The 23,999-nt window shown below is 68.8% G+C and carries 22 protein-coding genes, 1 tRNA gene and 1 pseudogene; 22 read left to right on the top strand and 2 right to left on the bottom strand.

Annotated elements, in window-relative coordinates; translation table 11 throughout:
* Positions 1–6: 6 nt before the first annotated feature.
* The 8 genes from ABJF88_02140 (at position 7) to ABJF88_02105 (ending at position 9,244) form a co-directional block, all read left to right on the top strand.
* Positions 7–1,314: a hypothetical protein gene (locus ABJF88_02140; GenBank protein ID MEP0545708.1), complete on the top strand. Its 1,308-nt coding sequence runs from the start codon at positions 7–9 to the stop codon at positions 1,312–1,314.
* A gap of 140 nt (positions 1,315–1,454) precedes the next feature.
* The gene (locus tag ABJF88_02135; GenBank protein ID MEP0545707.1) at positions 1,455–1,667 is read left to right on the top strand and encodes a DUF2892 domain-containing protein; all 213 of its coding nucleotides are present in this window, start codon (positions 1,455–1,457) and stop codon (positions 1,665–1,667) included.
* A 59-nt stretch (positions 1,668–1,726) separates the two neighbouring features.
* Positions 1,727–3,397: an NFACT RNA binding domain-containing protein gene (locus ABJF88_02130; protein ID MEP0545706.1), complete on the top strand. Its 1,671-nt coding sequence runs from the start codon at positions 1,727–1,729 to the stop codon at positions 3,395–3,397.
* A gap of 70 nt (positions 3,398–3,467) precedes the next feature.
* Entirely contained in the window at positions 3,468–4,349 is an 882-nt protein-coding gene (locus ABJF88_02125; protein ID MEP0545705.1) for an undecaprenyl-diphosphate phosphatase, read from the top strand.
* A gap of 197 nt (positions 4,350–4,546) precedes the next feature.
* Positions 4,547–6,049, top strand: coding sequence for a sigma-54 dependent transcriptional regulator (locus ABJF88_02120; GenBank protein ID MEP0545704.1), 1,503 nt, complete (start codon positions 4,547–4,549; stop codon positions 6,047–6,049).
* Between the two features lie 78 nt (positions 6,050–6,127).
* Positions 6,128–6,946 (top strand): EcsC family protein, encoded by an 819-nt coding sequence (locus ABJF88_02115; GenBank protein ID MEP0545703.1) that lies wholly within the window; start codon positions 6,128–6,130, stop codon positions 6,944–6,946.
* Positions 6,947–6,948: 2 nt separating this feature from the next.
* Complete coding sequence (locus ABJF88_02110; protein MEP0545702.1) at positions 6,949–7,629, top strand: YDG/SRA domain-containing protein; 681 nt, start codon at positions 6,949–6,951, stop codon at positions 7,627–7,629.
* A gap of 181 nt (positions 7,630–7,810) precedes the next feature.
* On the top strand, positions 7,811–9,244 hold the full coding sequence (locus ABJF88_02105; GenBank protein MEP0545701.1) for an NAD(P)/FAD-dependent oxidoreductase: 1,434 nt from the start codon (positions 7,811–7,813) through the stop codon (positions 9,242–9,244).
* A gap of 78 nt (positions 9,245–9,322) precedes the next feature.
* Here the strand turns inward: ABJF88_02105 and msrB are convergent.
* Positions 9,323–9,736: pseudogene (msrB, locus tag ABJF88_02100) on the bottom strand (peptide-methionine (R)-S-oxide reductase MsrB).
* A gap of 193 nt (positions 9,737–9,929) precedes the next feature.
* Positions 9,930–10,628 carry a peptide-methionine (S)-S-oxide reductase MsrA gene (gene msrA, locus ABJF88_02095; protein MEP0545700.1) on the bottom strand — a complete coding sequence of 233 codons (699 nt, stop codon included), beginning with the start codon at positions 10,626–10,628 and terminating at the stop codon, positions 9,930–9,932.
* A 201-nt stretch (positions 10,629–10,829) separates the two neighbouring features.
* On the opposite strand from msrA, the gene der reads away from it, so the two are divergent.
* The 14 genes from der (at position 10,830) to ABJF88_02025 (ending at position 23,960) form a co-directional block, all read left to right on the top strand.
* A complete protein-coding gene (der, locus tag ABJF88_02090; GenBank protein ID MEP0545699.1) occupies positions 10,830–12,131 on the top strand; it encodes a ribosome biogenesis GTPase Der in 1,302 nt (433 codons plus the stop codon).
* On the top strand, positions 12,128–13,516 hold the full coding sequence (locus ABJF88_02085) for a hypothetical protein (protein ID MEP0545698.1): 1,389 nt from the start codon (positions 12,128–12,130) through the stop codon (positions 13,514–13,516). The genes der and ABJF88_02085 overlap by 4 nt, the downstream gene beginning before the upstream one ends.
* 4 nt (positions 13,517–13,520) lie before the next feature.
* A complete protein-coding gene (locus ABJF88_02080; GenBank protein ID MEP0545697.1) occupies positions 13,521–13,745 on the top strand; it encodes a hypothetical protein in 225 nt (74 codons plus the stop codon).
* 98 nt (positions 13,746–13,843) lie between these two features.
* Positions 13,844–14,512: an NADH-quinone oxidoreductase subunit I gene (locus tag ABJF88_02075; GenBank protein MEP0545696.1), complete on the top strand. Its 669-nt coding sequence runs from the start codon at positions 13,844–13,846 to the stop codon at positions 14,510–14,512.
* Positions 14,509–15,009: a DinB family protein gene (locus ABJF88_02070; GenBank protein MEP0545695.1), complete on the top strand. Its 501-nt coding sequence runs from the start codon at positions 14,509–14,511 to the stop codon at positions 15,007–15,009. The genes ABJF88_02075 and ABJF88_02070 overlap by 4 nt, the downstream gene beginning before the upstream one ends.
* Positions 15,010–15,281: 272 nt before the next feature.
* Positions 15,282–16,331 (top strand): DNA polymerase III subunit delta, encoded by a 1,050-nt coding sequence (gene holA, locus ABJF88_02065; GenBank protein MEP0545694.1) that lies wholly within the window; start codon positions 15,282–15,284, stop codon positions 16,329–16,331.
* 158 nt (positions 16,332–16,489) lie between these two features.
* A complete protein-coding gene (locus ABJF88_02060) occupies positions 16,490–17,065 on the top strand; it encodes a sigma-70 family RNA polymerase sigma factor (GenBank protein ID MEP0545693.1) in 576 nt (191 codons plus the stop codon).
* A gap of 194 nt (positions 17,066–17,259) precedes the next feature.
* Positions 17,260–17,333, top strand: a tRNA-Val gene (locus ABJF88_02055).
* A 303-nt stretch (positions 17,334–17,636) separates the two neighbouring features.
* Positions 17,637–18,416: an AmmeMemoRadiSam system protein B gene (gene amrB / locus ABJF88_02050; protein MEP0545692.1), complete on the top strand. Its 780-nt coding sequence runs from the start codon at positions 17,637–17,639 to the stop codon at positions 18,414–18,416.
* Between the two features lie 46 nt (positions 18,417–18,462).
* Positions 18,463–19,443: a Rossmann-like and DUF2520 domain-containing protein gene (locus ABJF88_02045; protein ID MEP0545691.1), complete on the top strand. Its 981-nt coding sequence runs from the start codon at positions 18,463–18,465 to the stop codon at positions 19,441–19,443.
* A gap of 177 nt (positions 19,444–19,620) precedes the next feature.
* A complete protein-coding gene (locus tag ABJF88_02040; protein MEP0545690.1) occupies positions 19,621–20,151 on the top strand; it encodes a hypothetical protein in 531 nt (176 codons plus the stop codon).
* Positions 20,152–20,159: 8 nt separating this feature from the next.
* Positions 20,160–20,822, top strand: coding sequence for a peptidylprolyl isomerase (locus tag ABJF88_02035; protein ID MEP0545689.1), 663 nt, complete (start codon positions 20,160–20,162; stop codon positions 20,820–20,822).
* 92 nt (positions 20,823–20,914) lie between these two features.
* Positions 20,915–22,525: a lysine--tRNA ligase gene (lysS, locus tag ABJF88_02030; GenBank protein ID MEP0545688.1), complete on the top strand. Its 1,611-nt coding sequence runs from the start codon at positions 20,915–20,917 to the stop codon at positions 22,523–22,525.
* A 148-nt stretch (positions 22,526–22,673) separates the two neighbouring features.
* A complete protein-coding gene (locus tag ABJF88_02025; GenBank protein ID MEP0545687.1) occupies positions 22,674–23,960 on the top strand; it encodes an MFS transporter in 1,287 nt (428 codons plus the stop codon).
* Positions 23,961–23,999: the final 39 nt, after the last annotated feature.

The raw sequence follows: 23,999 nt of genomic DNA, 5'->3' as shown, positions 1-23,999 counted from the left end.
CTCCCAATGCCGCTTACCCGCCTCGCCCTCCTCCCGCTCGCCCTCGCGCTCCTCCTCGTCGCCGGCTGCAAAAGCGCGGACGAACTCTACTCTGAGGGGCAGGACCTCGAACTGCGCGGCGGGTACGAGGCCGCCGCCTTCCGCTACGCCGATGCGGTGGAGAAGCAGCCGGACCTGCAGAAAGCACGCGGCCGCCTGCTTGAAGCCGGCAAGCTCGCCGTCGAGAGCTACCGCGCGCGGCTCGCCGACGCCGAGACGGCGGGGGATTGGGTCGAGGCCGGCGACCTCTACCTCGGACTCGACCGGCTCGTGGGGAGGGCGGGCGAGGTCGGCGTGGCGCTCCCGCTCCCGGCCGACTACGCCACGCAGCGCCGCGCGGGCTTCGAAGCCGCGATCACGACGCTCCTCGACGAGGGCAGCGCGGCCGTCGCGCGCGGCGACTTCGGCGGGGCCATTCAGCGCTACGACCGCGCCCGTCGTTACGAACCGACGCGCGACGACGAGGCCGACCTCGCGCTCGCCTCGTCCGATGCCTACATCGCGTGGTCCGAGGCGGCTGCGGCGCGCGGCGAATTCCGCTCGGCGTACGACCTCGCCGGGCAGGCGCTCGCCTTCGTCCCGCCCGGCAGCGCCGCCGCCGCGCAGATCGTCCGGCTGCAGACCGAAGCGATTGATCTCGGCAGCGTCCGCGCCGCCCTCGCCCCGCTTCGCAATTCGGCCGGACGCGACCTCCCGCGCGGCTTCGTCACCGCGCTCAACGACGATCTCGAGATCGAGCGGTGGACCCGGCCGCCGCCGTTCGTGCTCGTCATCGAGCCGGCCCTCGTCCGCCGCGCCCTCCGCGACCTCGGGCTCGACCGTGATCCACTCCGCCCCCGCGACGCCGCCGACCTCGGCCGCGCCCTCGCCGTGGACGCCGTCTTCGCCGGGGAGATCGAGCGCTTCCGCCGCGTCGCCGAGGAGCGGAAGCGGGAGGAGCGGACGGCCCGCACGGAGGGCGGCGACCGCGCGACGTACCTCCGCATCGAAGAAGAGGTGACGCTCTCCGCCACCGTCGCGTTCGAGATCGTTGACGTGGCGTCGCGGCGGCCGGTGTGCGAGCGTGAGGTCGAACGCTCCGTGCAGCAGCGGATCGTGCGGGGCGAATACGACGGTCCGCTCCGCACGCTCGACCTCGACCGCGACGAGCGCCGCCTCTTCGACGCCGACGAACTCGCCGAGCGCGAGCGGGAGGTGGAGGACGCCCTCGTGGATCAACTCACCGTGCACGTCGCCGAGGCGGCCTACGCGTGCCTGTTGCAGGGCGTCCGCTAGCCCCGTTCTTCTTCCTCGTATCTGCACGCCGGCTGCACGTAAACGTCGCGGAATCAGGGGGCTGTTTCCCTGCGGAATCGTACGTTGAGGGAGGACGCATCGCGTCCCGTCGATCCTTCTCCACCCTCCTCCGGATTGTCATGAAGAAGAACATGGGCACGATTGACCGCGCGCTCCGCTTCGGGCTCGCCGTCCTCGTCGCCGTCCTCTATTTCACGGGCGTCATCAGCGGCACCGTCGCGATTGTGCTCGGGATCATCGCCGTCGTATTTCTCCTCACGAGCTTCGTCGGCACCTGCCCGGCGTACCTCCCGTTCGGCTTCTCGACGCGCGGCAAGGCGGCGCACGGCTGACGGCCGGAGCGGGGAGGCCGAGGCCGCCGTATCCTTCGGCCCGCGCTCCCGGTCTCCCGATGCTCCTCACGTATTACACCCTCACCGCGCTCGCCGCCGAGTGGGCCGCGTCGCTCCCCGGCTCCACTGTCGGAGACGCGTACTCGCAGAACCGGGACGAACTCTCGCTCGCGTTCGACGGGTCCGACACGGAGGGCGCCGAGGCGTGGACGCTCGTCGTCGAAACGCGGCCGGATCTGCGGCTGCTCTTCCGCAACCCCGGCCACGGGAGGGCGCGGCGCAACAGCGCGTCGCTCTTCGAAGCGGCGCTCGGCCGACGCGTCGAGGCCGTGCGGACGGCGGAGCGGGACCGCGTCGTGTTCGTCGATTTGGAGGGCGGAGCGGCGTTTCAGATTCAACTCTTTGGCCCGCGCCCGAACGTGTGGCTCGTCGAAGGCGGGGTCGTGAGGGCGGCGTTTCAGTCGGGCGAGGAGTGGGAGGGCGAGCCGCCGCCTGCGCCCCGCGCCGCACCGATGGTCGCGACGTTTGAGGACTTCGAAGCGCGGTGGCGGGCGAACCGGAAGACCGTCGAGCAGGCCGTCGCGGCGGCGCTCCCGCTCTTCGACCGCACGCTCGCTGCCGAGGCGGTATTTCGCGCCGACGTGGAGACGGAGTCGCCGGGCGATTGTTCGGAGGCCGAGCGGCGGGCGCTGTTCGAGGCGGCACGAGAGATCGAGGCGGACCTCGCCGCGCCGACGCCGCGCATCCTGTGGCGCGGCGGCCGGGCCGAGGCGTTCGCGCTCATCGACCTCCGGCACCGGGCGGACGATGGGCTGCGCGAAGAGCGCTTCGACACCGTCGACGAGGCCGTGCGGATCTTCTCGCGCCGGAGCCTCGCGCAGCAGCGGTTCGACGCGCTCTACCGCCCGCTCGAACAGAAGCTCGCCGCCGCCGCCGACCGCCTTGCCCGCAGCGCCGAGCGGATGCTCGACGAGCTCGGCAGCCCGAGCCGCGCCGCGACGTACGAGACCTATGGCCACCTCCTCATGGCACAGGCGGTGCAACCCGGCCCCGGCTCCGAAGAGGTCACCGTGCCTGACATCATCGGCGGTGGTGAGCCCGTCACGATCCCGCTCGACCGCGCGCTCTCCGGCATCGAGAACGCCGAGCGCTACTACGACAAAGCCCGTCGCACGCGCGCTGCCCGCGCCCACGCCGAGACGCGGTGGGAATCGGTGCAGGCCGACGCCGAAGCTGCGGCAGCGCTGCTCGAATCGCTCCGGGCGACGGAGCGGCTGCCCGATTTGGAGGCGCTGATCGAACAGGAGAAAGACGCGCTCGCCGGGTTCACCGGGCGGGAGGGCGTGGGGGAGGAGCGCGAGCCGTTCCGCCGCTTCGCCCTGCCCGGCGGGTTCGAGGCGTGGGTCGGCAAGAACGCGAAGGGGAACGCCGAGCTGACCACGCGCTACGCGCAGCCGCACGACCTCTGGCTGCACGCGCGCGGCGTGCCCGGCTCCCACGTCGTCATCCGCCGCGACAGCAAGACAGCGATGCCGGACCGCCGCGCCGTCGAACGCGCGGCGGCGCTCGCGGCCTACTTCAGCACGGCCAAGACGCAGTCGCTCGTGCCCGTCATCGTGACCGAGCGGAAGTACGTCCGCCCGATCAAAGGCGGCCCGCCGGGGCTCGTCCGCATCGACCGCGAAGACGTGGTGCTCGTCGAGCCGAAGCGGCCCGAGGGATCGCAATAACCTCACGGCGCGGCGCGGCGTGGGCGCGTACCTTTGGCGCTCTGCCCCTCTCCCCTCGACCGCTTCGCTCATGACCTGGTGGGAAGCCATCATCCTCGGCCTCATCCAAGGCCTCGCCGAGTTTCTGCCCATCTCCTCCTCCGGCCACCTCGTGCTCGGGCAGTACTTCCTCGGCGTCTCGGAGCCCGACATCACGTTCGAGGTGTTCGTCCACTTCGGGACCGTGCTCTCGATCGTCACGGTGTACCGGCACCGGATCGTGACGATCCTCCGCGAGCTAGCGAAGGCGGTCGTGCGTCCGGCCACGCTCCGCGCCGCCCTTCGCCCCGGCCCCATCGAGCACACCCCAGACGAGCCGTTCGCGGCCGAGGTCGGAGCCGCGGGAGACCGCGGGCGGACGCCGTCGGGGGCCGTGCGCCTCGCCCTCTTCATCCTCCTCTCGATGATCCCGACGGGCATCGTGTACGTCCTCTTCGGCGACACGCTCGAAGGACTCTTCGAGTACCCGAAGTTCGTGTGCGGGATGCTGCTCGTGACGGGCGTGCTCCTCCTCCTCATCCGGTTCCGCCCGAACCCCGACGGCCCGTACTCCGCGGGGAAGGCGCTCCTCGTGGGCCTCGCGCAGGGCGCGGCCATGATCCCCGGCATCTCCCGCAGCGGCTCCACGATCTCGACGGCGATCTACCTCAACGTCGACCGGAAGGACGCCGCCGACTTCTCGTTCCTCATGTCGCTCCCCGTCATCGTCGGCGCGACCCTCCTGAAGGTGCTCGACCTCGTCGAGATCGGTGCCGCGATCGACTGGGTGCCGCTCGCGCTCGGGACGCTCGTCGCCTACGCCTCGGGGATCTGGGCCATCAAAGTCGTGATCGCGTTCGTGCAGCGTGGCGACCTCCAGTACTTCGCGTACTACTGCTTCGCCGCCGGTACGCTCGGCCTGCTGCTGATCTGAGGAGATAACGCCCCGCTGATGCCGGTAGAGACGCAGCATGCTGCGTCTCTACGGCAGGCCCCACGCTGGCGGGGAAGCCGGACGTTCCCGATCTGAGACGAGAGAGAAAAACCGAGACGCGGGCTTTATCGATCTGAGACGTCGCCGATACCGGGAGGGTACCCTTCCTCCGTTTTCTGCCTCCCGCTCTCCGATCCATGCCCTACCGTCTCTTCGTCGTCGACGACGACCGCCACTACGCCCGCCTCCTCTCGTACCGGCTCGACAAGCACGACGACCACGAGGTCGAGGTGTTTTACAGCGGGGAGGAGCTGATGGAGCGGATCAGCGGCGGCGGGAGCGCGCCGCCGGACCTCGTGCTGCTCGACATCATGATGCCGGGGATCGACGGGGTCGAGACGCTGGAGCGGCTGCGGAAGCAGCGCCCGGACCTCCCGGTCGTGATGATCTCGGCGCAGGGCAACGTCGAGACGGCCGTCGAGGCCATGCGGCTCGGGGCCTACGACTACATCACGAAGGGGCAGGACGACCTCGTGAAGCTCGACAAGGTCGTCGGCCACATCAAAGAGCGCGTGGCGCTCGCCCGCGAGGTGGAGAGCCTGCGCGGCGAGATCGCCGAGAAGTACGGGCTCGAAGAGATCGTCGGCGACAGCAAGGCGATGGAGGACGTGTACCGCCTCATCCAGAAAACCCTCCGCGGCGACCTCACCGTCGCGATCCAGGGCGAGAGCGGGACGGGCAAGGAGCTCGTCGCCCGCGCCATCCACTTCAACTCCAACCGTAAGCGCGGCCCGTTCGTCGTCGTCAACTGCGCGGCGATCCCGCGCGAGCTGATGGAGTCGGAGTTCTTCGGCCACGAGAAGGGCTCGTTCACGGGGGCCCACGCCCGCCACATCGGCAAGTTCGAGCAGGCCGACGGCGGCACGCTCTTCCTCGACGAGATCGGCGAGCTCGACCTCGACTTGCAGGCCAAGCTGCTGCGCGCGCTGCAGAACCGCGAGATCACGCGCGTCGGCGGCTCCGACACGATCAAGTTCGACTGCCGCGTGATCTCGGCGACGAACAAGGACGTGCTCCGGATGATCGAGGGCGGGCGCTTCCGTGAGGACCTCTACTACCGTCTCTTCCAGTTCCCCGTCACGCTCCCGCCCCTCCGCGAGCGCGGGCAGGACGTGCTCGTCCTCGCCCACCACTTCGTCGAGGCCTACAAAGCCGAGCACGACGGGTTCGACGAGAAGCTGCTCTCGAAGGCCGCGAGCAAGGCGATCCTCAAGCACTCGTGGCCGGGCAACGTCCGCGAGCTGAAGAACGCCGTCGAGCGCGCCATCCTCATCTCCGACGGCGAGCAGATCAGCGCCGAGGACCTGATGCTGGACCTCAACACCGGCATCACGCCGTGGACCGAGCGCGCCGATACGAAAGCCGCCGCGCGCAAGCCGTCCGGCTCGTCCGTCCCGCCGCATACGACGCAACCTCTGTCCACCGGCGACGGTATAGAGGCCGGCGCGTCCGACGATCCCCCGATGCTCTCGGTCCCCGCCTCCGACGAGATCGTCCCGCTCGAAGAGCTCAAGCAGCGGGCCGTGGAGCGGGCCTACGAGATCTGCGAGGGGAACGTGGACCGCGCCGCCGTCGAGCTCGGCATCGGCCGGGCGACGATGTACCGCCTCCTCAAGAAGTACGAGATTACTACGGAGTAGTCACTTGTCAGTCGTCAGTGGTTCTTTGTTGACACCGACTCGACAAGTGACCACTGACAACGGACAACGGACTACCCCATGCGCCTGACCGAGTACGAGAAGCAAGCCCAACGCGAGATCGACCGCTGGCAGCACGGCGAGGCCTCGTTCCTCCAGCAGGCCATCGACTTCGCGATGAAGCCCGTCGACTGGGCCTTCGACCAGGTCGTCCCCGTGGACCTCATCGACCGGCTCTCCGACGCCATCGTCGACGGCCTCGGCGTGCTCAACGACGCCTCCGAGTGGACCTACGAGGAGGACGACGTGCTCGACAAGGCCCGTGCTCGCGGCCTCGACGTGGACACCGTCGACGACCTCCGCGACAAGCCGCTCGAAGAGCTCGACCCCCTCGCCCGCGAGTTCGTCAACCAGAACGCGATCCTCGCCGCCATCGAAGGCGGCGGGACGAGTCTCGGCGGCCCGCTCTTCATCGCTGCCGACATCCCGCTGCTGTTCACGATCAACTTCCGCGTGATCCAGCAGATCGGCGGGGCCTACGGCTTCCCCCTCCGCAAGCCCGAGTTCAAGCCGCTCGTCATCGCGATCTACAACGTCGCCGCGAGTGGGAGCCAGCAGTCCAAGAGCGACGCCGTGCGCGAGCTGAGCGTGGCCGCCGCCGCGTTCGCGCACGACACCGAGTACCGGGGCCGTCGCGGTTCGGGCACGTTCCGCGACCAGAACCGCCACGTCCCGCGCGAGCTGGCGAAGAACCTCGCCGCGCGGAAGCTCGGCCAGCTCATCCCCGTCGCCGGCGCGGCGATCGGCGCGGGCGTGAACTACTGGTTCACCGACCAGACGGCGAAGACCTCGGCCATGCTCTTCCGCGCGCTCTACCTCGAACGCAAAGAGCGGCTGTAGCGGTGGACAACGAGATCCTGTCGTATTTCGAGATGTGCCAGCGGGAGCGGACGAGTCTCCAGCAAGGCATGAACTTCGGGATCGGTGGCGATCACTCTGTCATCCTGACGTCGGTTCAGCACAACGCGCCGTACGACGACCGATTTGAGGACGACGGCTCGACCCTGATCTACGAAGGCCACGACGTGCGGAGAGGTGAAGGAGTCGAGCCGAAGTCTGTGGATCAGACGGCGGTATACCCTACGGGAGCCCTCACACAAAACGGGAAGTTTCACGTCGCGGCGTCAGATTACAAGGCAGGAGTCCGTGAGCCTGAGCGCGTTCGAGTGTACGAGAAGCTGCGCACCGGCATCTGGTCGTACAACGGCCTCTTTCACCTCATCGACTCTTGGCAGGAGCGCTCCGGTCAGCGGACCGTGTTCAAGTTCAAACTGGTCGCCGTCGTGGAGGAGTCCACGGCTCCGATGGCGAAGCTGCCCGAGCGTCGACGGCTCATTCCATCTGAGGTGAAGCGCGAGGTGTGGAAACGCGACGGGGGCCGCTGTGTACTCTGCGGGGCAGAGGATGACCTGCACTTCGACCACGTCATCCCGTACTCCAAAGGCGGAGCGTCCGCTACGACGGAGAATGTTCAGATCTTGTGCGCGCGTCACAATCTGGCAAAGGGTGCTGAGATTCAGTGACAGAGTAGAACGATGTCATTGCGAGCGCAGCGAAGCAATCTCCACGGGATGAGCAGGCCGGAGGAGATTGCCACGTCGCTGTCGCTCCTCGCAATGACGAGCGGGCGGTGCCGCGCCATCGGATCGAACGCGCTCACATCAGGTACCACCGCGACCTCTTCCACGCAGCCGCTGACGATTGATGCCCACGAATTCCTCGTACGATGCCATCGTAATCGGAGCCGGGCCGAACGGGCTGGCGGCGGCGATCACGCTCGCCGAGGCGGGGCAGCGCGTCGTCGTGCTCGAAGCGAACGAGACGGCGGGCGGCGGCGTCCGCTCGCTGCCGCTGACGAAGCCGGGGTTCGTGCACGACTTCGGCGCGGCGGTTTTCCCGCTCGGGCTCGGCTCGCCGTTCTTCAAGCGGCTCCCGCTGGAGCGCTACGGCCTCCGCTGGATCCACCCCGACATGCCGCTCGCGCACCCGCTCGACGGCGGGCGGGCCGCGCTCCTGCACCGCTCGGTCGAGGCGACAGCGGCTGGGCTCGGGCGCGACAGGGCGGCGTACCGCCGCCTGTTCGAGCCGCTCGCCGCCGCGTGGCCGAAGCTGGCCGAGGAGATCCTGCAGCCGCTCGTCCACCTCCCGCGCCACCTCCCGGCGCTCGCCGGCTTCGGCCTCCGCGCGATCCTTCCGATCCAGACGCTCGCCGACCTCGCGTTCCACGACGAACCGGCGCGGGCGCTGTGGGCGGGCTCGGCGGCGCACGCGGCGCTGCCGTTCTCTGCCGTCGGTGGCTCGGCGTTCGGGCTCGTGCTCGGCGCGCTCGGCCACCGTGTCGGCTGGCCGATTCCGGAGGGCGGGGCGCAAGCCATCACCGATGCGCTCGTGGCGCACCTCACGGCGCTCGGCGGCGAGGTCGTGACGGGCGAGCGAGTGACGGACCTCGTCGACCTGCCGGCGACGCGGGCCGTGCTCGCGGATGTCTCTCCAGAAACGATGCTCATGCTAGCGGGCGACCGGCTGCCCGCCCGCTACCGAAGCGCGCTGGAGGGGTGGCAGCGCGGCCCCGCCGCGTTCAAGCTCGACTACGCGCTCGATGGCCCGATTCCGTGGGCGAACCCCGACTGCGCCCGCGCCGCGACGGTCCACCTCGGCGGCACGCTCGAAGAGATCGCTGCGAGCGAGCGGGCCGCAGCGGACGGCCGTCCCGACCCTAACCCCTACGTCCTCCTCGCGCAGCCGAGCCTGTTCGACTCTACGCGCGCACCCGGGGGGAAGCACACAGCGTGGGCGTACAGCCACGTCCCGCTTGGCTCGACGATGGACGTGACCGCTACGATCGAGGCGCAGATCGAGCGGTTCGCGCCGGGCTTCCGCGACCGTGTGATCGCGCGCAACGTGCTCCCGCCCGCCGCGCTCGAACGGCACGACGCGAACCTCGTCGGCGGTGACATCTTCGGCGGGTCGCAGGATCTGTGGCAGGTGGCGGCGCGCCCCGTGTTCCGCCCCAACCCGTACGAGACGGGGGTGCCGGGGCTCTACCTCTGCTCGTCGTCGACGCCGCCCGGTGGAGGCGTCCACGGGATGTGCGGGTACAACGCGGCCCGGTCGGCGCTCCGCGACGTCTTCGCGTGAGGCCAACCGGGCCGATACATCCGACTGATAGCGTAGAGACGCAGCATGCTGCGTCTCTACCGTGAAGCCGAGGCGGCGTCAGTTCTCAAAGAGGGCGGCGTACTGGCCGTAGCCCTCGGCTTCGAGCTGGTCGGCGGGGATGAAGCGGAGCGCGGCCGAGTTGATGCAGTAGCGGAGCCCGGTCGGTTCGGGGCCGTCCTCGAACACGTGGCCGAGGTGGGAATCGGCACCGACGGACCGGACCTCGTCGCGCGTCATGCCGAGGGAGTTGTCCTTCGCCCAGTGGACGTTGTCGGCTTCGAGCGGCTGCCAGAAGCTCGGCCAGCCGGTGCCGGACTCGAACTTGTGCGTCGAGGAGAAGAGCGGCTCGCCGGAGACGATGTCCACGTAGATGCCGGGCTTCTTGTTGTCCCAGTACTCGTTGCGGAAGGGCGGCTCGGTGCCGTCTTCCTGCGTCACGCGGTACTGCATCGGCGTGAGGATGTCCTTGAGCGAGTCCTCAGCGGCGGTGGTGTCGTCCGATACGACGGCCTCAGCCGGGGTTTGGGACGACGCGAGCGCAAAAGCCGCGACGCCGACGACGGCGATCAGGACGAAGAGGAGGGTGCGGGGGAAGGTCGATTTCATGGCGGAGCTCAGAAGGTGGAACAGCAAGGAGGTCGGGACAGCTCAGCAGCGGCGCGGATCAGCCGAGCGGGCCGGGCTCGCCGGCGGCGTCGCCCCAGATCGCTTCGAGGCGGGCGTCACGGCCGCAGCCCTTCCGGTACGAGTAGTAGCGGTCGGGATTCGTGCGGTAGAAATCCTGGTGGTAGTCCTCGGCGGGGTAGAAGTCGGAGACCGGCTCGACGGTCGTCGCGATCTGCTCGTCGAAGCGGGCGTCGAGGGTCTCGTACGACGCCTCGGCGACGGCCTGTTGCTCGGCGTCGCGGTAGTAGAGGACGGAGCGGTACTGCGCGCCGCGGTCGCAGAACTGGCGGTCCACGGCGAAGGGGTCGATGTTGTGCCAGAAGACTTCGACGAGCGTTTCGAAGCTGACGACCTCGGGGTCGTAGATCACGCGGACGACCTCGGCGTGGTCGGTCTGCCCGGACGAGACCTGTTTGTACGTCGGGTCCGGCGTGGTACCGCCGGCGAAGCCGGAGACGACGGAGAAGACGCCGTCGAGCTTCTCGTAGGGCGGCTCCATGCACCAGAAGCAGCCGCCGGCGAAGATCGCCGTGTCGGCCGCCGCGGTGGGCTCGGTGTCGAGCGAGACGGGCTGCGACGGCGCGTTGGTTTGGGCCTCGGTCTGCGATGCCTCGGTGGCGGGGGCGGGGTCCGCGCAGGCGGCGGCGGTGAGGGCGAAGACGGCGACGAGGCCGAGGGCTACGATTTTAGTTTTCATGGGGATCGTCGGCGGATTGGATCGGTTATTTCAGGCAAACAAGCAGGGCCGGCCCAGGTTTCGGGAGCGGGGATGGCGCATGCGCAACGCCGGACGGGATGCAGAATAGGCGAAGCCCCCGTGCCGTGCGCGGAACGGCGTAGCTTGAACGCCGTAGGGCTCCCATTCCTTGTCTTTACTCCCGCTGTTCGAGCGTTCTCCATGCCCCTCGTCGCCATCGTCGGCCGGCCCAATGTCGGCAAGAGCACTCTCTTTAACCGGCTTACGGAGCAGCGGCAGGCCATCGTCCACGACGAGCCCGGCGTCACGCGCGACCGGATCTACGGCGACGCCGAGTGGAACGGCCGGACCTTCGACCTCGTCGACACCGGCGGCTTCGTTGCCCGCTCGGCCGACCGGTTCGAGGCGGCCATCCGCGAGCAGGTCCAGATCGCGCTCGACGAGGCCGACGCCATCATCTTCGTCGGCGACGTGACGACGGGCATCACGGACCTCGACGCGGAGATGGCGACGGTCCTGCGGCGGACGGATAAACCCGTGTTCGTCGTGGCCAACAAGGCCGACAGCGCGACGCGCCGGCTCGACGCAGCGGAGTTCTACGCCCTCGGGCTCGGCGAGGTCTACCCCATCAGTTCGGTCAACGGCAGCGGCACGGGCGACTTCCTCGACGTGCTCGTCGACGCCCTCCCGCCGGAGTCGGACGAGGACGACCTCGACGCCCCGCGCATCGCGTTCATCGGCCGCCCGAACGTCGGCAAGTCGTCGCTGACGAACGCCCTCCTCGGCCAGGAGCGCTCGATTGTCACCGAGATCAGCGGGACGACACGGGACTCCGTCGACGTGCTCGTGGAGTACGAGGGGCAGCCGGTCGTGCTCGTGGACACGGCTGGGCTCCGCAAGAAATCGAAGGTGCAGGAGAACGTCGAGTTCTACTCCACGCTCCGCACCGAGCGCGCGATTCAGTCGTGCGACGTGGCCGTGGTGCTGCTCGACGCGACGCTCGGGCTGGAGGCGCAGGACGCCCGCATCATCCGGCAGGCCGAGTCGATGAAGAAGGGGCTCGTCCTCGTCGTCAACAAGTGGGACCTCGTCGAGAAGGAGACGAACACGGCGCGCGATTTCGAGCGGGCCGTCCACGAGAAGCTGGGCACGCTGAGCTACATCCCCGTCCTGTTCATCTCCGCGCTGACGGGGCAGCGGAAGGAGCGCGTGCTGGAAAAGGCCCTCACCGTCGCCGCCGAGCGGTCGCGTCAGGTCTCGACGAGCAAGCTCAACGAGGTCATCCAGAAGGCCCTCAAGGCGCACCACCCGCCGGCCGTGGGCGGCAACCAGATCCGGATCAAGTACGCCACGCAGGTCCGCATCGAGCCGCCGGTGTTCGCGTTTTACTGCAACCACCCGACCGGCGTGAAGGAACCGTACCGGCGCTACCTCGAGAACCAGATCCGCGACGCGTTCGGGTTCGAGGGCGTCCCGCTCACGCTCGCGTTCAAGCAAAAATGACGGCGCGGGCGCTCGGCCTCGCCGTGTTGCTGACGGCGGCGGCGCAGGCGCAGCCGGACTTCCGGCCGGTCGTGCTCGTCGGCGAGCAGACGCCGCGGCTGCTGGGCGTTGCGCCGGACGAGATCGCCGCGTTCGCCCTGCGCGACGGGGCGCTCGCGCCGATCCCGGTGCAGGTGGACGAGCGGTTCGTCTATGACCTCGCGCGCGCCTATCCGCCCGGCTTCGAACCCCGCGACTGCCCGCGCCACGCGTGGTGCCGCGACCTCGAAGGCCACGTCGTCGAAGCCGGCTACGCCGATCCGAACACCCACGTCGGGGCCGATCCCGATCCGACGTTCGACGCGCTCGACGAACTCGCTCTCATGCTCCGGGACTTTGGCGGGGAGACCGACGCCGACCCGGCCGGCGTGGACCCGGCGACCCGGACCGTGGTGGCGGTCGAGGCGGACGGCGCGACGCGCTATGCCTATCTCTACCGCCGGCTCGCCGGGGCGGATCGCGAGAGCACGAGTACGATTGCGTACGACCTCGTGCTCGAACGCGGCCCCTACCTCGCGACCTACGACCACGGCGGGCGGATGCCGCCGATTCTCGGCTTCCCCTACGGATTCGCCTCCGGTGACCGCGTCGGCTCGAACCCCGAAAACTCGCGCGTCACGACGCCGCACTACCGCGCCCGCTTCGCCGATCGCTGGCTGCTCGACGAACTCGCCGTGGCGGGCGGGCCGGACCTGCTCGACGTAGACATGATCGGGTTCGGGCCGGGGATCTGCTGGCGGACGCCGTACACCGGCTCGCTCAGCGAGGGCGCGTTCGTCGTCAACCGGAGCGGGCCGGTGCGGGCGATCCGGGGCGTCGTCGGGTTCAACAGCGGGCCGCTCGTGCAGCAGACGTGGCTGTTCTACGACCGGCTCATCGAGACGCGCTCGGCGCTCCGCGTCCACCCCGTCCCCGGCGTGATGAGCTACCTCGACCTCAGCGACGCCGCGCGCGGGATGACGTACACCGACGCGAACCACTCCTACGGCGTGGCCGTCGATGGCGAGCCGGACGCGCTGCGGGACGAGGCACCGACGTGGCAGGCCGTGACGGGACCGGAAGGCACGCTCGTCACGTTCCACGCCGTCACCGCCGAAGGCTTCGCGCCCGCCGTCGGGAGCTATTACGAAGACGACGACTTCCCGCCCTATCCCGCCTGCATCGGCGACGATGACTTCGTCGGGGCCCACGGCCTCCGCATCGCCGACCGGATTCCGAACACGGACCCGCGCCACGGCGAGGCGGTCGCGCTCGCGCTCACGCGGCGGATCGTCGTCGGCGGAGCGGTCGAGCCGACCGTCGCCGCGCTGCTCGCCCCGCTCTCCATCACCATCGACCCGAAGTGATCCCATGTTTCCCCGCCCGTACGTCCTGCCCGCCGTCTTCCTCCTCGTCACCGTGGGGTTCGCGCTCGCGGGCTTCACGGCCCTCGCGGGCAGCTTCTTCGTCCTCTCGGTCGGGCTCGCGCTGTGGGCGCTGGGGACGGAGCGCGCGATCCGGCCGCTGATGTGGTTCGGCGCGGGGATCGCCGGCTTCGCCGCGCTCCTCGTCGCCCGGCTCGTGTTCTTTAGCTGAGGCGGTTTTCTGAATCCGTCGACCGCCGCGCGCGTTAGACCGCACCCCCGCCTCGCCGTATCTTCCGGCACGCCCCCGTTTCCTCACCCGCACCTCCGATGGCCGGCACCCCCGTCAACAACGCGACCCCGAACGAACGCAAGCTGAATTTCTGGGAGAAGCTCTACCTCCCGGAGATCTTCAAAGGGCTCGGCTACTCGTTCTCGAAGATGAGCGCGCCGCGCTACACGTTCGAGTACCCGGAGGAGCAGTGGTACCCGCCGGACTCGTACCGCGGCCGGCCCGTGCTCGTGGAGGAGGGGGGGCGCCCGCGCTGCGTCTCGTGCGGGCTGTGCGCCCGCGTCTGCCCGCCGCTCGCGATCTCGATGCAGTCGCACGAGGTGTTCGACGACATCAAGGAGCGCGAGCCCGAGTGGTTCGAGATCAACATGCTCCGCTGCATCTACTGCGGCTACTGCGAGGAGGTCTGCCCCGAGGAGGCCATCATCATGTCGAAGGAGTACGACCTCACGTTCCAGCACCGCGACGAGGCCATCTTCGGGCTCGACCGGCTGCTCATCCCGAAGGAGTTCCTGACGGACCGGCTCGCGTACCTCCAGCGCCAGAAGAACCCGCAGTTCGGACAACACTGGGACTTCAAGCACGAGAACAACATCCACACCGTCCGCAATCGGCTCGACTTCGCCGTGGCCGAGGCCCGCATTGAGGCGAAGGAGATCGACCCCGCCGAGCAGCCGCCCGCGCTCGCCGACGCCCCGCAGTCGTGAACGTCCCCGCCGACCGCCGCACCGCCCTCCTCGACCAACTCGGCTACCTCGTCGCCGAGGTCGAGGTGCTCGCGCCGCTCCTCGCCCGCCTCCCCGCCGATTACCTCGCGGCGAGTCTGCCCGGGGAGCGCTCCGTGCTGGCAACGCTCGCCCACCTCGCCGCGCTCGACCGCGAGGTCTACACGGATCGCCTGCGCCGCATCGTGTCCGAAGACGAGCCCGCCTTCGACGCAGCGGACCCCGACGGCGTGGTGCGTGGCGACTTAGCCGCCGCCCTCGCCGACGTCCGCATCGCGCGGGAAGCTCTCCTTGACGCTTTCGAGCGCGTCCCGGCGGCCGAATGGAGTCGTGCCGCGACGTTCCCCGACGGCGAACGCCGCGACGTGGCCGGCTTTGCCCTCGCGATCGCTCACCACGACGCGGCGGAGCTGCGGCGGCTCGCGTACCGGATGCACGAGAGCCACATCACCGAACGCGCCGTCGACCTCCCGAAGTGAGCGGGCCGTCGACCTCCCGAAGTGAGCGGTCGGCTAGCATCGGGTCGTGTATCGGGGTTCGCACCATACGTGAATCGTGGATGCCCACTAGTCATTCCTATCCCCTGCCGGGGTAGCTTCGATTGCCAGGGTGCCGGAACGGGTCGGCGTAACTCTGGCGCTGCCCTTGCGTCTTTTCTGGGACGAGCCCGCAGCGTGTGACCCGACGCTGGCGACCCCGAGCGGTACATTCGCCGACGAGCGATTCGACGCGTTCTCACTCACCCCTTCCGATGGCAGCCTCGTCTCCCTCCTTCGACGATCTGGCCGTGGCCTTCCGGCACGGCAACGTCAAGCCGCTGTACTTCTTCTACGGCGACGAGGGATTCCTGATGGACGAGCTGCAGGCCCTCCTCGTCGAGCACGCCCTCCAGCCCGGCGAGCGCGACTTCAACTTCGACCTCTTCCACGGCCCCGACGCCGACGCGCGGCAGGTGCTGGCCGCGTGCATGGGCTACCCCGTGATGGCACAGCGTCGCGTCGTCGTCGTCCGCTCGTTCGAGAAGCTGGCCGAGAACCGCGCGTTCAAGGAGTACGCCGAGCGGCCGAACCCCACGGCCGTCGTGCTCCTCCTCTGCGGGAGCAAGCCGAACCTCTCCGCACACCCGTACCGCGCGCTCCGCGAGCACGCCGTCGCCGTCGAGTTCAAGCCGCTCTACGACCGGCAGATGCCGGGGTGGATCGACGCACGTGCGCGGTCGATGGGGATGACGATGGCGCCCGGCGCCGCGCAGATGCTCGCGCAGGAAGTGGGGACCGACCTCCGCACCGCCGCCGCCGAGCTCGACAAGCTGACCGCGTTCGTCGGCGCGCGCACGAACGTGACCGAGGAAGACGTTCTGACGGCCGGGGGCCACCTCCGCGAGTTCAACGTGTTCGAGCTGCAGAAAGCCGTCGGCGAGGGCGACCGGCAGCGTGCGACGGCGATCGTCGAGCGCCTGCTGCAGCAGGCGGCGAGCCGGCGAGGCGAGGCGCTGATGGTCGTCACGATGCTGTCGCGGTACTTTGTAAAGCTGCGCAAGTTGCAGGCGGGCCTCGCGCGCCGCGTCCCCCAGCAAGAGCTCGCGCGGCATATCGGTGTCCCTCCGTATTTTCTGAAAGAATACCAGTTTGCGCTCCGCCGCCTCGGCCCGGCCACGGTGCGGCGCGCATTCGAAGCGCTCCTCGCCGCCGACTACGAGCTGAAAGGGGGGGCCGAGCGCGATGAGCGCCTCGTGCTCCTCCTCGCCCTCGGGCGGGTCCTCGGGCCGGCGGAGGGCGTCCCTGCCAGGCACGATCCTTGACTTCTCGCGTTCCTCCTGACACCCTGGCCGCCGGTGCCCCGGCTGCCTGACACCTGAGACCCACCATGGCGACGAGTACCCTGAAAACCCGCAAGGTCGTAAACCGGAACCAGCTCAGCGTCAAGCCCCAGAGCAAGCACTACGACACGCTGCTCCAGATGAGCGACGAGGACCTCATGGCGCAGTTCCAGGCGGGGACCGTCGAGGCGTTCGACATCCTCGTGAGCCGCTACAAGGACCCGCTCACGAACTACATCTACCGCTTCCTCGGCGACATGAAGGAGTGCGAGGACTTGCTGCAGGAGACGTTCCTCCGCGTCTACCGCAACCGGCATTCGTACCGCCGCATCGCGAAGTACTCGACGTGGCTCTACACGATCGCCGGCAACCTCGCGCGCAGCGAGTACCGCAAGCGGAAGCGCCGCCGGCTCTACTCCCTCCAGAGCGTCAACCGCGACGACGAGGAGTACGAGGTCGAGATCCCGGACGAGCAGTTCTCCCCGGACAAGCACACGGAGAGCACGATCCAGGACCGCCACATCCAAGAGGCCTTGAAGCAGATCCCCGAGGAGTTCCGCGAGGTCGTCGTGCTGCGCGACGTGCAGAACCTCGCCTACGAGGAGATCGCCGAGATCACGGGGCTCCCGATGGGGACGGTGAAGAGCCGGATCAACCGCGGCCGCACGAAGCTCCAGAGCCTGCTCAAAGAGGTGTACTCAGCGAAGGAGGAGTAAGTACGGCGAATGGACGGAGGACGGGCGGCGCTCTGCGGAGGGCCGCCCGTCGTTTCGTAAGGGGGCTCGGTTATCCCGGTGGGGTCGAGTCAAGCGCCCTTCGAACAAATGGCAAAGGCGCGGGGGCGGGGCGTCGCTGCCTTGTTTTCGGCCGGGCCGCGCAGTAATATCCGTGCCGCCCGCGACGGCGCAATGGGCCCTTAGCTCAGCGGTTTAGAGCGCTCGCCTCACACGCGAGAGGTCACTGGTTCAAATCCAGTAGGGCCCACATCCGGAGGCCAGACTGCGTGCTACGCGGTCTGGCCTTTCCTGTACCGGCCGCTCCCCTTTACGCCCCCCTGTGCTGCGGTGATGCACCGTGGCACCCGATTTGAAAGGGGGAGGACCCCGGCTAGGATGGAACCGGACGAACGGTTCAGGCGGTTCAGTCGTAACGTAGCAGCGACGGGTCCGCCTCACAGTAGCGAAGCCGACGTACCAACGCCGGCCGCTGACCGTTCGACCCTCCGCATCGCTCTGCGAATTGCCTTGCGACTCCACTCCTGCCCGCGCTCACCTTCTGCCTCCCCTCATGTCCATCGCCGATCGCGCCGTCTACGCCACGCAGCCCGCCCCGCTCGCTGCCGAGATCGACCAACTACTCCGCGACGCCGAGCCCGCGTCCGTCGAGGGCGACCTCCTCGCGCTCATCGTCCCCGACTCCAACCTCCAGAGTGGAGGGGAGGTCTCGGCGGCCGCGTACAAGCTGCTCGAAGGGCGGAGCTACGAGACGGTCCTCATCGTCGCGCCGAGCCACGACGGGGCCTTCGAGCGCCTCGCCATCTGCAGCGTCAACCGCTACCGCTCGCCCTTCGGGGACATCGAGATCAACGACGCCGTCCGCAACGAGCTCTGCGACGAGGACGACGACATCTACATCGACGACCAGGGCCACTACCACACCGAGGGCGTCGACGTGCAGCTCCCGTTCCTCCAGCGCGTGCTCGGCCCAGACTTCAAGGTGGTGCCGATCGTGATGGGGAGCGAGGCGCCGGCGTTGTGCCGCGAACTCGGCCACGCCATCGGCGAGGTGATGTACGGGCACCGGATGCTCGTCGTCGCCTCGGCGGACCTCCTCAGCGTCGAGGGCGATGCTGCGCAGGAGTTCGAGACCGCGCTAGAGTCGTTCGATACGAGCCGGCTGATGCACCTCCTCGGAAGCGAGCAGGTCCGCGTCGAGGGCATGGGGGCGATCATCGCCGCCGTGCTCGCGGCCCAGTACCGCAAGGCCAACCGGGCGAAGGTGCTCCGCATGGAGCTGCCCGAGGGGGACCGGATCGGCGCGATGGCGTGCGCCCTCTGGCGCGAGTGACCGCCTCCTGCGGCGAGCCCCACGATATCATGCACGACACGTTTCTATGACCGCATACGCAGCAGCATTCAACGATCCTCGTCCCAGCGTCACGGTCATCGGCGCCGGCGCGATGGGGCGTGTGCTGGCTGCCCGGCTGCGCGAGCGGGGCTATCCCGTGCTCGCCGTCATCAGCAGGACGCGGGACCACGCCGAGGACCTCGCCCACGCCGTGGGCGCCCGCATCGCATCGGACAGCCTCCACGACCTCCCGGCGGAGTCGCGCCTCATCGTCTGCTGCATCCCCGACGGCAAGCTGTCGGAGGTGGCGAGCCGGCTGAGCCGGATCTCGCACCCGTGGCGGAAGACGGTCGTGATGCACACGTCGGGCGCGCTCCCCGCGAGCGTGCTGCGCCCTGTCGCTGAGGAGGGCGCGCGGACGCTCTCGTTCCACCCGCTCCAGGCTCTCACCATGACGAGCGGCCCGGAAGCGCTCGAAGGCGTCTACGCCGGGATCGAGGGCGAGCCGCCGTCGCTCGCCGCCGGCATCGAGTTCGCCGTGGGGTTGGGGATGCGCTACCTCATCCTCTCGGCCGATGCGAAGCCGCGCTACCACCTCGCCGCCTCGATCGCGTCGAACTACCTCGTGACGCTCAACGCCGTCGTGCAGCAGGTCTTCCAGTCGCTCGACATCGACCGTTCGACGGCGCAGGAGGTGATGGCGCCGCTCATCCACGGGACGCTCTCCAACCTCGCCGCCTCGTCGCCGGAGGAGGCCCTCACGGGGCCGATCCTGCGCGGCGACCTGGAGACGGTGCACAAGCACGGGCTCGCCCTACGCCGGTACCTGCCTCACCTCATCCCCGTCTATGCGTCGCTCGCGATGGAGACGGTCACGCTCGCCGTCCGCAGCAGCCGCCTCGACCCGGCCCGCGCCGAGGAGATGCTCTCCCTGTTGAGCAAGATGGTCACGATGCCGCTGCCCGTCACGCACGCGGTGCGCGAGGAGGTGGGGCTGCGGCGTGAACCCGTGCGTACGGACTCGTAGGCCCGGGTCAGGAGCATGTGGGCAGAGCCGGGTCGTTATGCGAACCCGCTGTTTAGCAGGCTGTAAGGAACGGTGAAATAGATGGCGTGCGGAACTGCCTTGCTGGCGTCCGGTACTTGCGCGTTCGTTATGTCCAACTACGGCAGAATGAGTCATGTCGGCTCTTTTGCCTCCCATATGGAAGTTTGTATTCCACTCGTTGAAGAAGTCCGGGAGCTTGCCGCTCGCGCCGAGAAGCAGGGTTCCGCGATTGCGTTTCAGTCCACGCTCGCTGCGGCGGCACAGACGGTCCAGCGCGCCCTCCGGCGCGAAGAGGTAGCCGAAGAAGCGGCCCTTTCGCTGGCCCAGCAGGACGCGCTCCGAGGGATGAGCGGCGAACTCCGCGCCGTTTCCGACGTGCTCCAGGCGTCCCTCGACCACCAGGGACGATGCCTCATGCCCGCGGACTCCCACGCGAAGTCGTGGTCGGCGCGGCTCGCCCGCAAGGTCCGCGCGCCGCGCAAGCCCGACCCGGTCCACCGCCCGACGTGGTGGTTCTCGCTTACCGAGGCTATCGAGACGCTGGAGGAAGGCGCGGACCGGATGGATGCGCTCGCCTCCGGCCAGGCCGCCGAGGCGCCGTCGCGTGCGCTCGGCCAGGCCACAGCCGACCTCCTCCGCAGCCACCAAGACCGCCTCCTCAGCGAGGCGGATCGCTGGATCGACTGAGCACGCGCATGACTCGCCGGTTTCGTCTGCCTCTCCTCGCCCTTCTCGCGGCCCTCGTCGCAGGATGTGCCGGAACGAGAGAAGCCGCCGAGCCCGGCCCGACGCCGCTCCCCGCGACGAACTACTACGAGATCGCCACGCCGCTCGGCGCGCTCGTCATCCGGCTCTCCGACGCGACGCCCGTTCACCGCGACAACTTCAAAAAGCTCGTCGCCGAAAGCTTCTACGACGGGACGACGTTCCACCGTGTGATCCGGGGGTTCATGGCGCAGGGCGGCGATCCGAACACGAAGGACGACGACCCGATCAACGATGGGCAGGGTGGCCCCGGCTATACGCTCCCGGCCGAGATCGTGCCTGGCGCGACGCATACCATCGGCGCGCTCGCGGCAGCGCGGCAGGCCGATCAGGTCAATCCCGAGCGACGCAGCAGCGGGAGCCAGTTCTACCTCGTCACGGGCAATGCGAGTCACCTCGACGGCCAGTACACGATCTTTGGCGAGGTCGTCCAAGGCCTCGACGTGCTGGCGCGGATCGAGCTGGCGGAGACGGCGCGGTCGACGGGCCGGCGTGGCGCGGCGGCATTCCGGGATCGACCGTTCGACCCGATCCCGATGACGGTCCGTCCGCTCCCGGACTACGCCGAACTCAGGAGCGCGAGCGGCGGCTGAACCGGCCGCGGTCTTCACTGTATGTAGCGAGGCGCTCCACCGGGGCGTCTCTATTTTTATCCCCTCGTCCCATCACCCGACGCCCCGCACCCATGTCCGACCGGACCGAACAGGAAGCCGTCCGCCGCCAGTCCCTCGACGCCCTCCGCGAGCACGGGGTCGACCCGTACCCCGCTGCGGGGTGGGACGTCACTGACCATGCCGCCGACATCCTCGCCGCCTACGACGACGAGCGGCACGACCCGGAACGGGAGGGGACCGAGCCGATCCGGGTTTCCCTCGCCGGCCGGCTCCGCTCGATCCGGGGTAAGGGCAAAGTGATGTTCGTGGACCTCATCGACAGCACGGGCAAGATCCAGCTCTACCTCAAGCGCGACAACCTGCAGGAGCCCGGCGAGCCCGAGGGCTACTACAACACTGTCGTCAAAAAGCTGCTCGACATCGGCGACATCGTCGGCGTGCGCGGGACGGTGTTTCGCACGAAGATGGGCGAGGTGTCGGTCGAGGCCGACGAACTCGTGCCGCTCGCGAAAGGCCTCCGGCCGATCCCGTTCCCGAAAGAGGTGGACGGCGAGACGTTCAACGAGATCACCGACAAGGAATTCCGCTACCGTCAGCGCTACGTCGACCTCGTCGTGAATCCCGAGGTGCGCGAGGTCTTCCGGCAGCGGGCGCGGCTGATCGCCGAGATTCGCCGCTTCCTCGACGCTCGCGGCTACGTCGAGGTCGAGACGCCGGCGCTCCAGCCGCTCTACGGCGGCGCGGCGGCGCGGCCGTTCACGACGCACCACAACGCGCTCGACATGCCGCTCTTCCTCCGCATCGCGGACGAGCTCTACCTCAAGCGGCTCATCGTCGGCGGCTTCGATGGGGTGTACGAGATCGCGAAAGACTTCCGCAACGAGGGGCTCTCGCGCTTCCACAACCCGGAGTTCACGATGCTCGAACTCTACGTCGCGTACAAGGACTACGGGTGGATGATGGACCTCGTGGAGGAGATGATCGCGGGCGTCACCCAGTCGCTGCACGGGATGCCCGAGGTGCAGGCGAGGGAGACGACGATCTCGTTCGCCCGACCCTTCGCGCGCATCCCGCTCTTCGACGCCATCGCAGAAAAGACGGGGCACGACCTCTACCAGAAAGACCGCGACGAAGTCGCCGCCGCCGCGAAGTCGCTCGGCATCGAAGTCGATGATTCGATGGGCACGGGCAAGCTGATCGACGAGATCTTCGGCGAGCACGTCGAGCCGCATCTCATCCAGCCGACGTTCATCACAGATTATCCGGTCGAGCTCTCGCCGCTCGCGAAGCGGCACCGCGAAAAAGAAGGGCTGACCGAGCGGTTCGAACTAATCTGCAACGGGAAGGAGATTTGCAACGCCTTCTCCGAGCTCAACGACCCGCTCGACCAGCGTGCCCGCTTCGAGGAGCAGGCCCGCCTCGCCCAGGCCGGCGACGACGAGGCCGTCCGGCAGATCGACGAGGACTACCTCCGCGCGCTCGAATACGGCATGCCGCCGACGGCCGGCCTCGGCGTCGGCATCGACCGGCTCGCGATGCTGATGACCGGGCAGGACTCGATCCGCGACGTGATCCTCTTCCCCCTCCTCCGGCCGGAAGTCACAGCGTCCGGAGAAGGGGTGAACGCACCGCAGGAGGTTGGCGGTTCGATGGAGGTAGGCGTGGATCGTAAGAGTAGCTAGACCCAGCACGGCTTGTCATTGCGAGGAGCGTAGCGACGTGGCAATCTCCACGGAATCGGCAGACCGAAGGAGATTGCCGCGTCGCCTTCGGCTCCTCGCAATGACAGTGGAATTATAGGTGCGGCCTTAACCTGAACAACTTCTTTCCGTGTCGAACGGCCGCCCGCGCCCTGTTCCTGATAGCGTCTCGCCCTCGGGCTACGTCGAACTCGTTCGTACGAACGTCAACTTCCGGCGGCTGTGGGGCGGCAACATCGTCTCGCTCTTCGGCGACTGGTTCAACACGATCGCCATCTACCGGCTGATCGAGGAGCTGACGGGGTCGCCGCTCGCGCTCGGGGCCGTCTTCATCACGAAGATGCTGCCGCTCGCGCTCGCCTCGCCCGTCGCCGGGCTGATCGTGGACCGCTGGAACCGGCGCCGCGTGATGATCGGCGCCGACCTGATCCGGGCCGTCGTCGTGCTCGGCTTCCTGCTCGTCGGCGACGCGGCGGACGTGTGGTTGATCTACGCGCTGACGGCGCTACAGGTCACGATCAGCGCCGTGTTCAACCCGGCCAAGAGCGCGTCGATTCCGAACATCGTGCCGGGGCAAGATCTGCTGACGGCGAACGCGCTGATGTCGGCGACGTGGTCGACGATGCTCGCGATTGGTGCGGCGGTCGGTGGGCTCGCCGTCGAGGCGCTCGGGCCGCAGGCCGTCTTCGTGATCGACAGCGCGACGTACCTCGTCTCAGCGTGGTTCATCTGGCGGACGGTGATCCCGCAGGACACCGAGGCCGCCGAGCCGACGGCGACGCCGGTGCGCGACGGGCTCCGCACGATCGTCGAGGGCTGGCGGCGGATGCGCGAGCGGCCGAGCGTCGGGCGCATCGCGCTCGCGAAAGCGGCGTGGGGCATCGGCGGCGGCGCGCCGGTCTTCATGCTCGTCCTCCTCGCCGAAGCGCTCATGCCGGACCAGCCCGCGCTCGGGATCGGCCTGCTGTATTCGGCGCGCGGGCTCGGCACCGGCCTCGGGCCGATCCTCGCGCGGGCGTGGCTGCCCGACGCGCAGCGCTGGCCCGCGCTCCTCGGCGTGTGCATGGCGTTGAGCGGGCTCGGCTACATCCTCATCAGCCAGGTCGGCTGGCTGTGGGTCGTCGTCCCGCTCGTCATCTTCGCGCACGCCGCGAGCGGAGCGAACTGGGTGCTCTCGACAGTGCTCCTGCAGCAGCGCACCGAGGACCGCTTCCGGGGCCGCGTCTTCGCGACGGACTGGCTGCTCGTCACCCTCGTCGAATCGGCGTCGGTGCTGGCGGCGGCGCTCCTGCTCGAATACGCCGTGGCGAGCCTCGGGACGATCATCTTCCTCTTCGCGAGCGTGCAGGTGCTCACCGGGTTCGTGTGGCTGCTGACCGTCGTGCCGGCCGAGCGGCGGCACCCGATCTCCGAGTAGCGGCGAGTTGGCAGCAAGTTTGAAGGAGACGTACCGTTG

It is taken from the genome of Rhodothermales bacterium (assembly GCA_039944855.1).
GTDB lineage: Bacteria > Bacteroidota > Rhodothermia > Rhodothermales > JANQRZ01 > JBBSMX01.
Note: the sequence above shows the minus strand (reverse complement) of the source record. Positions and strands in the feature narration are given on the sequence as shown.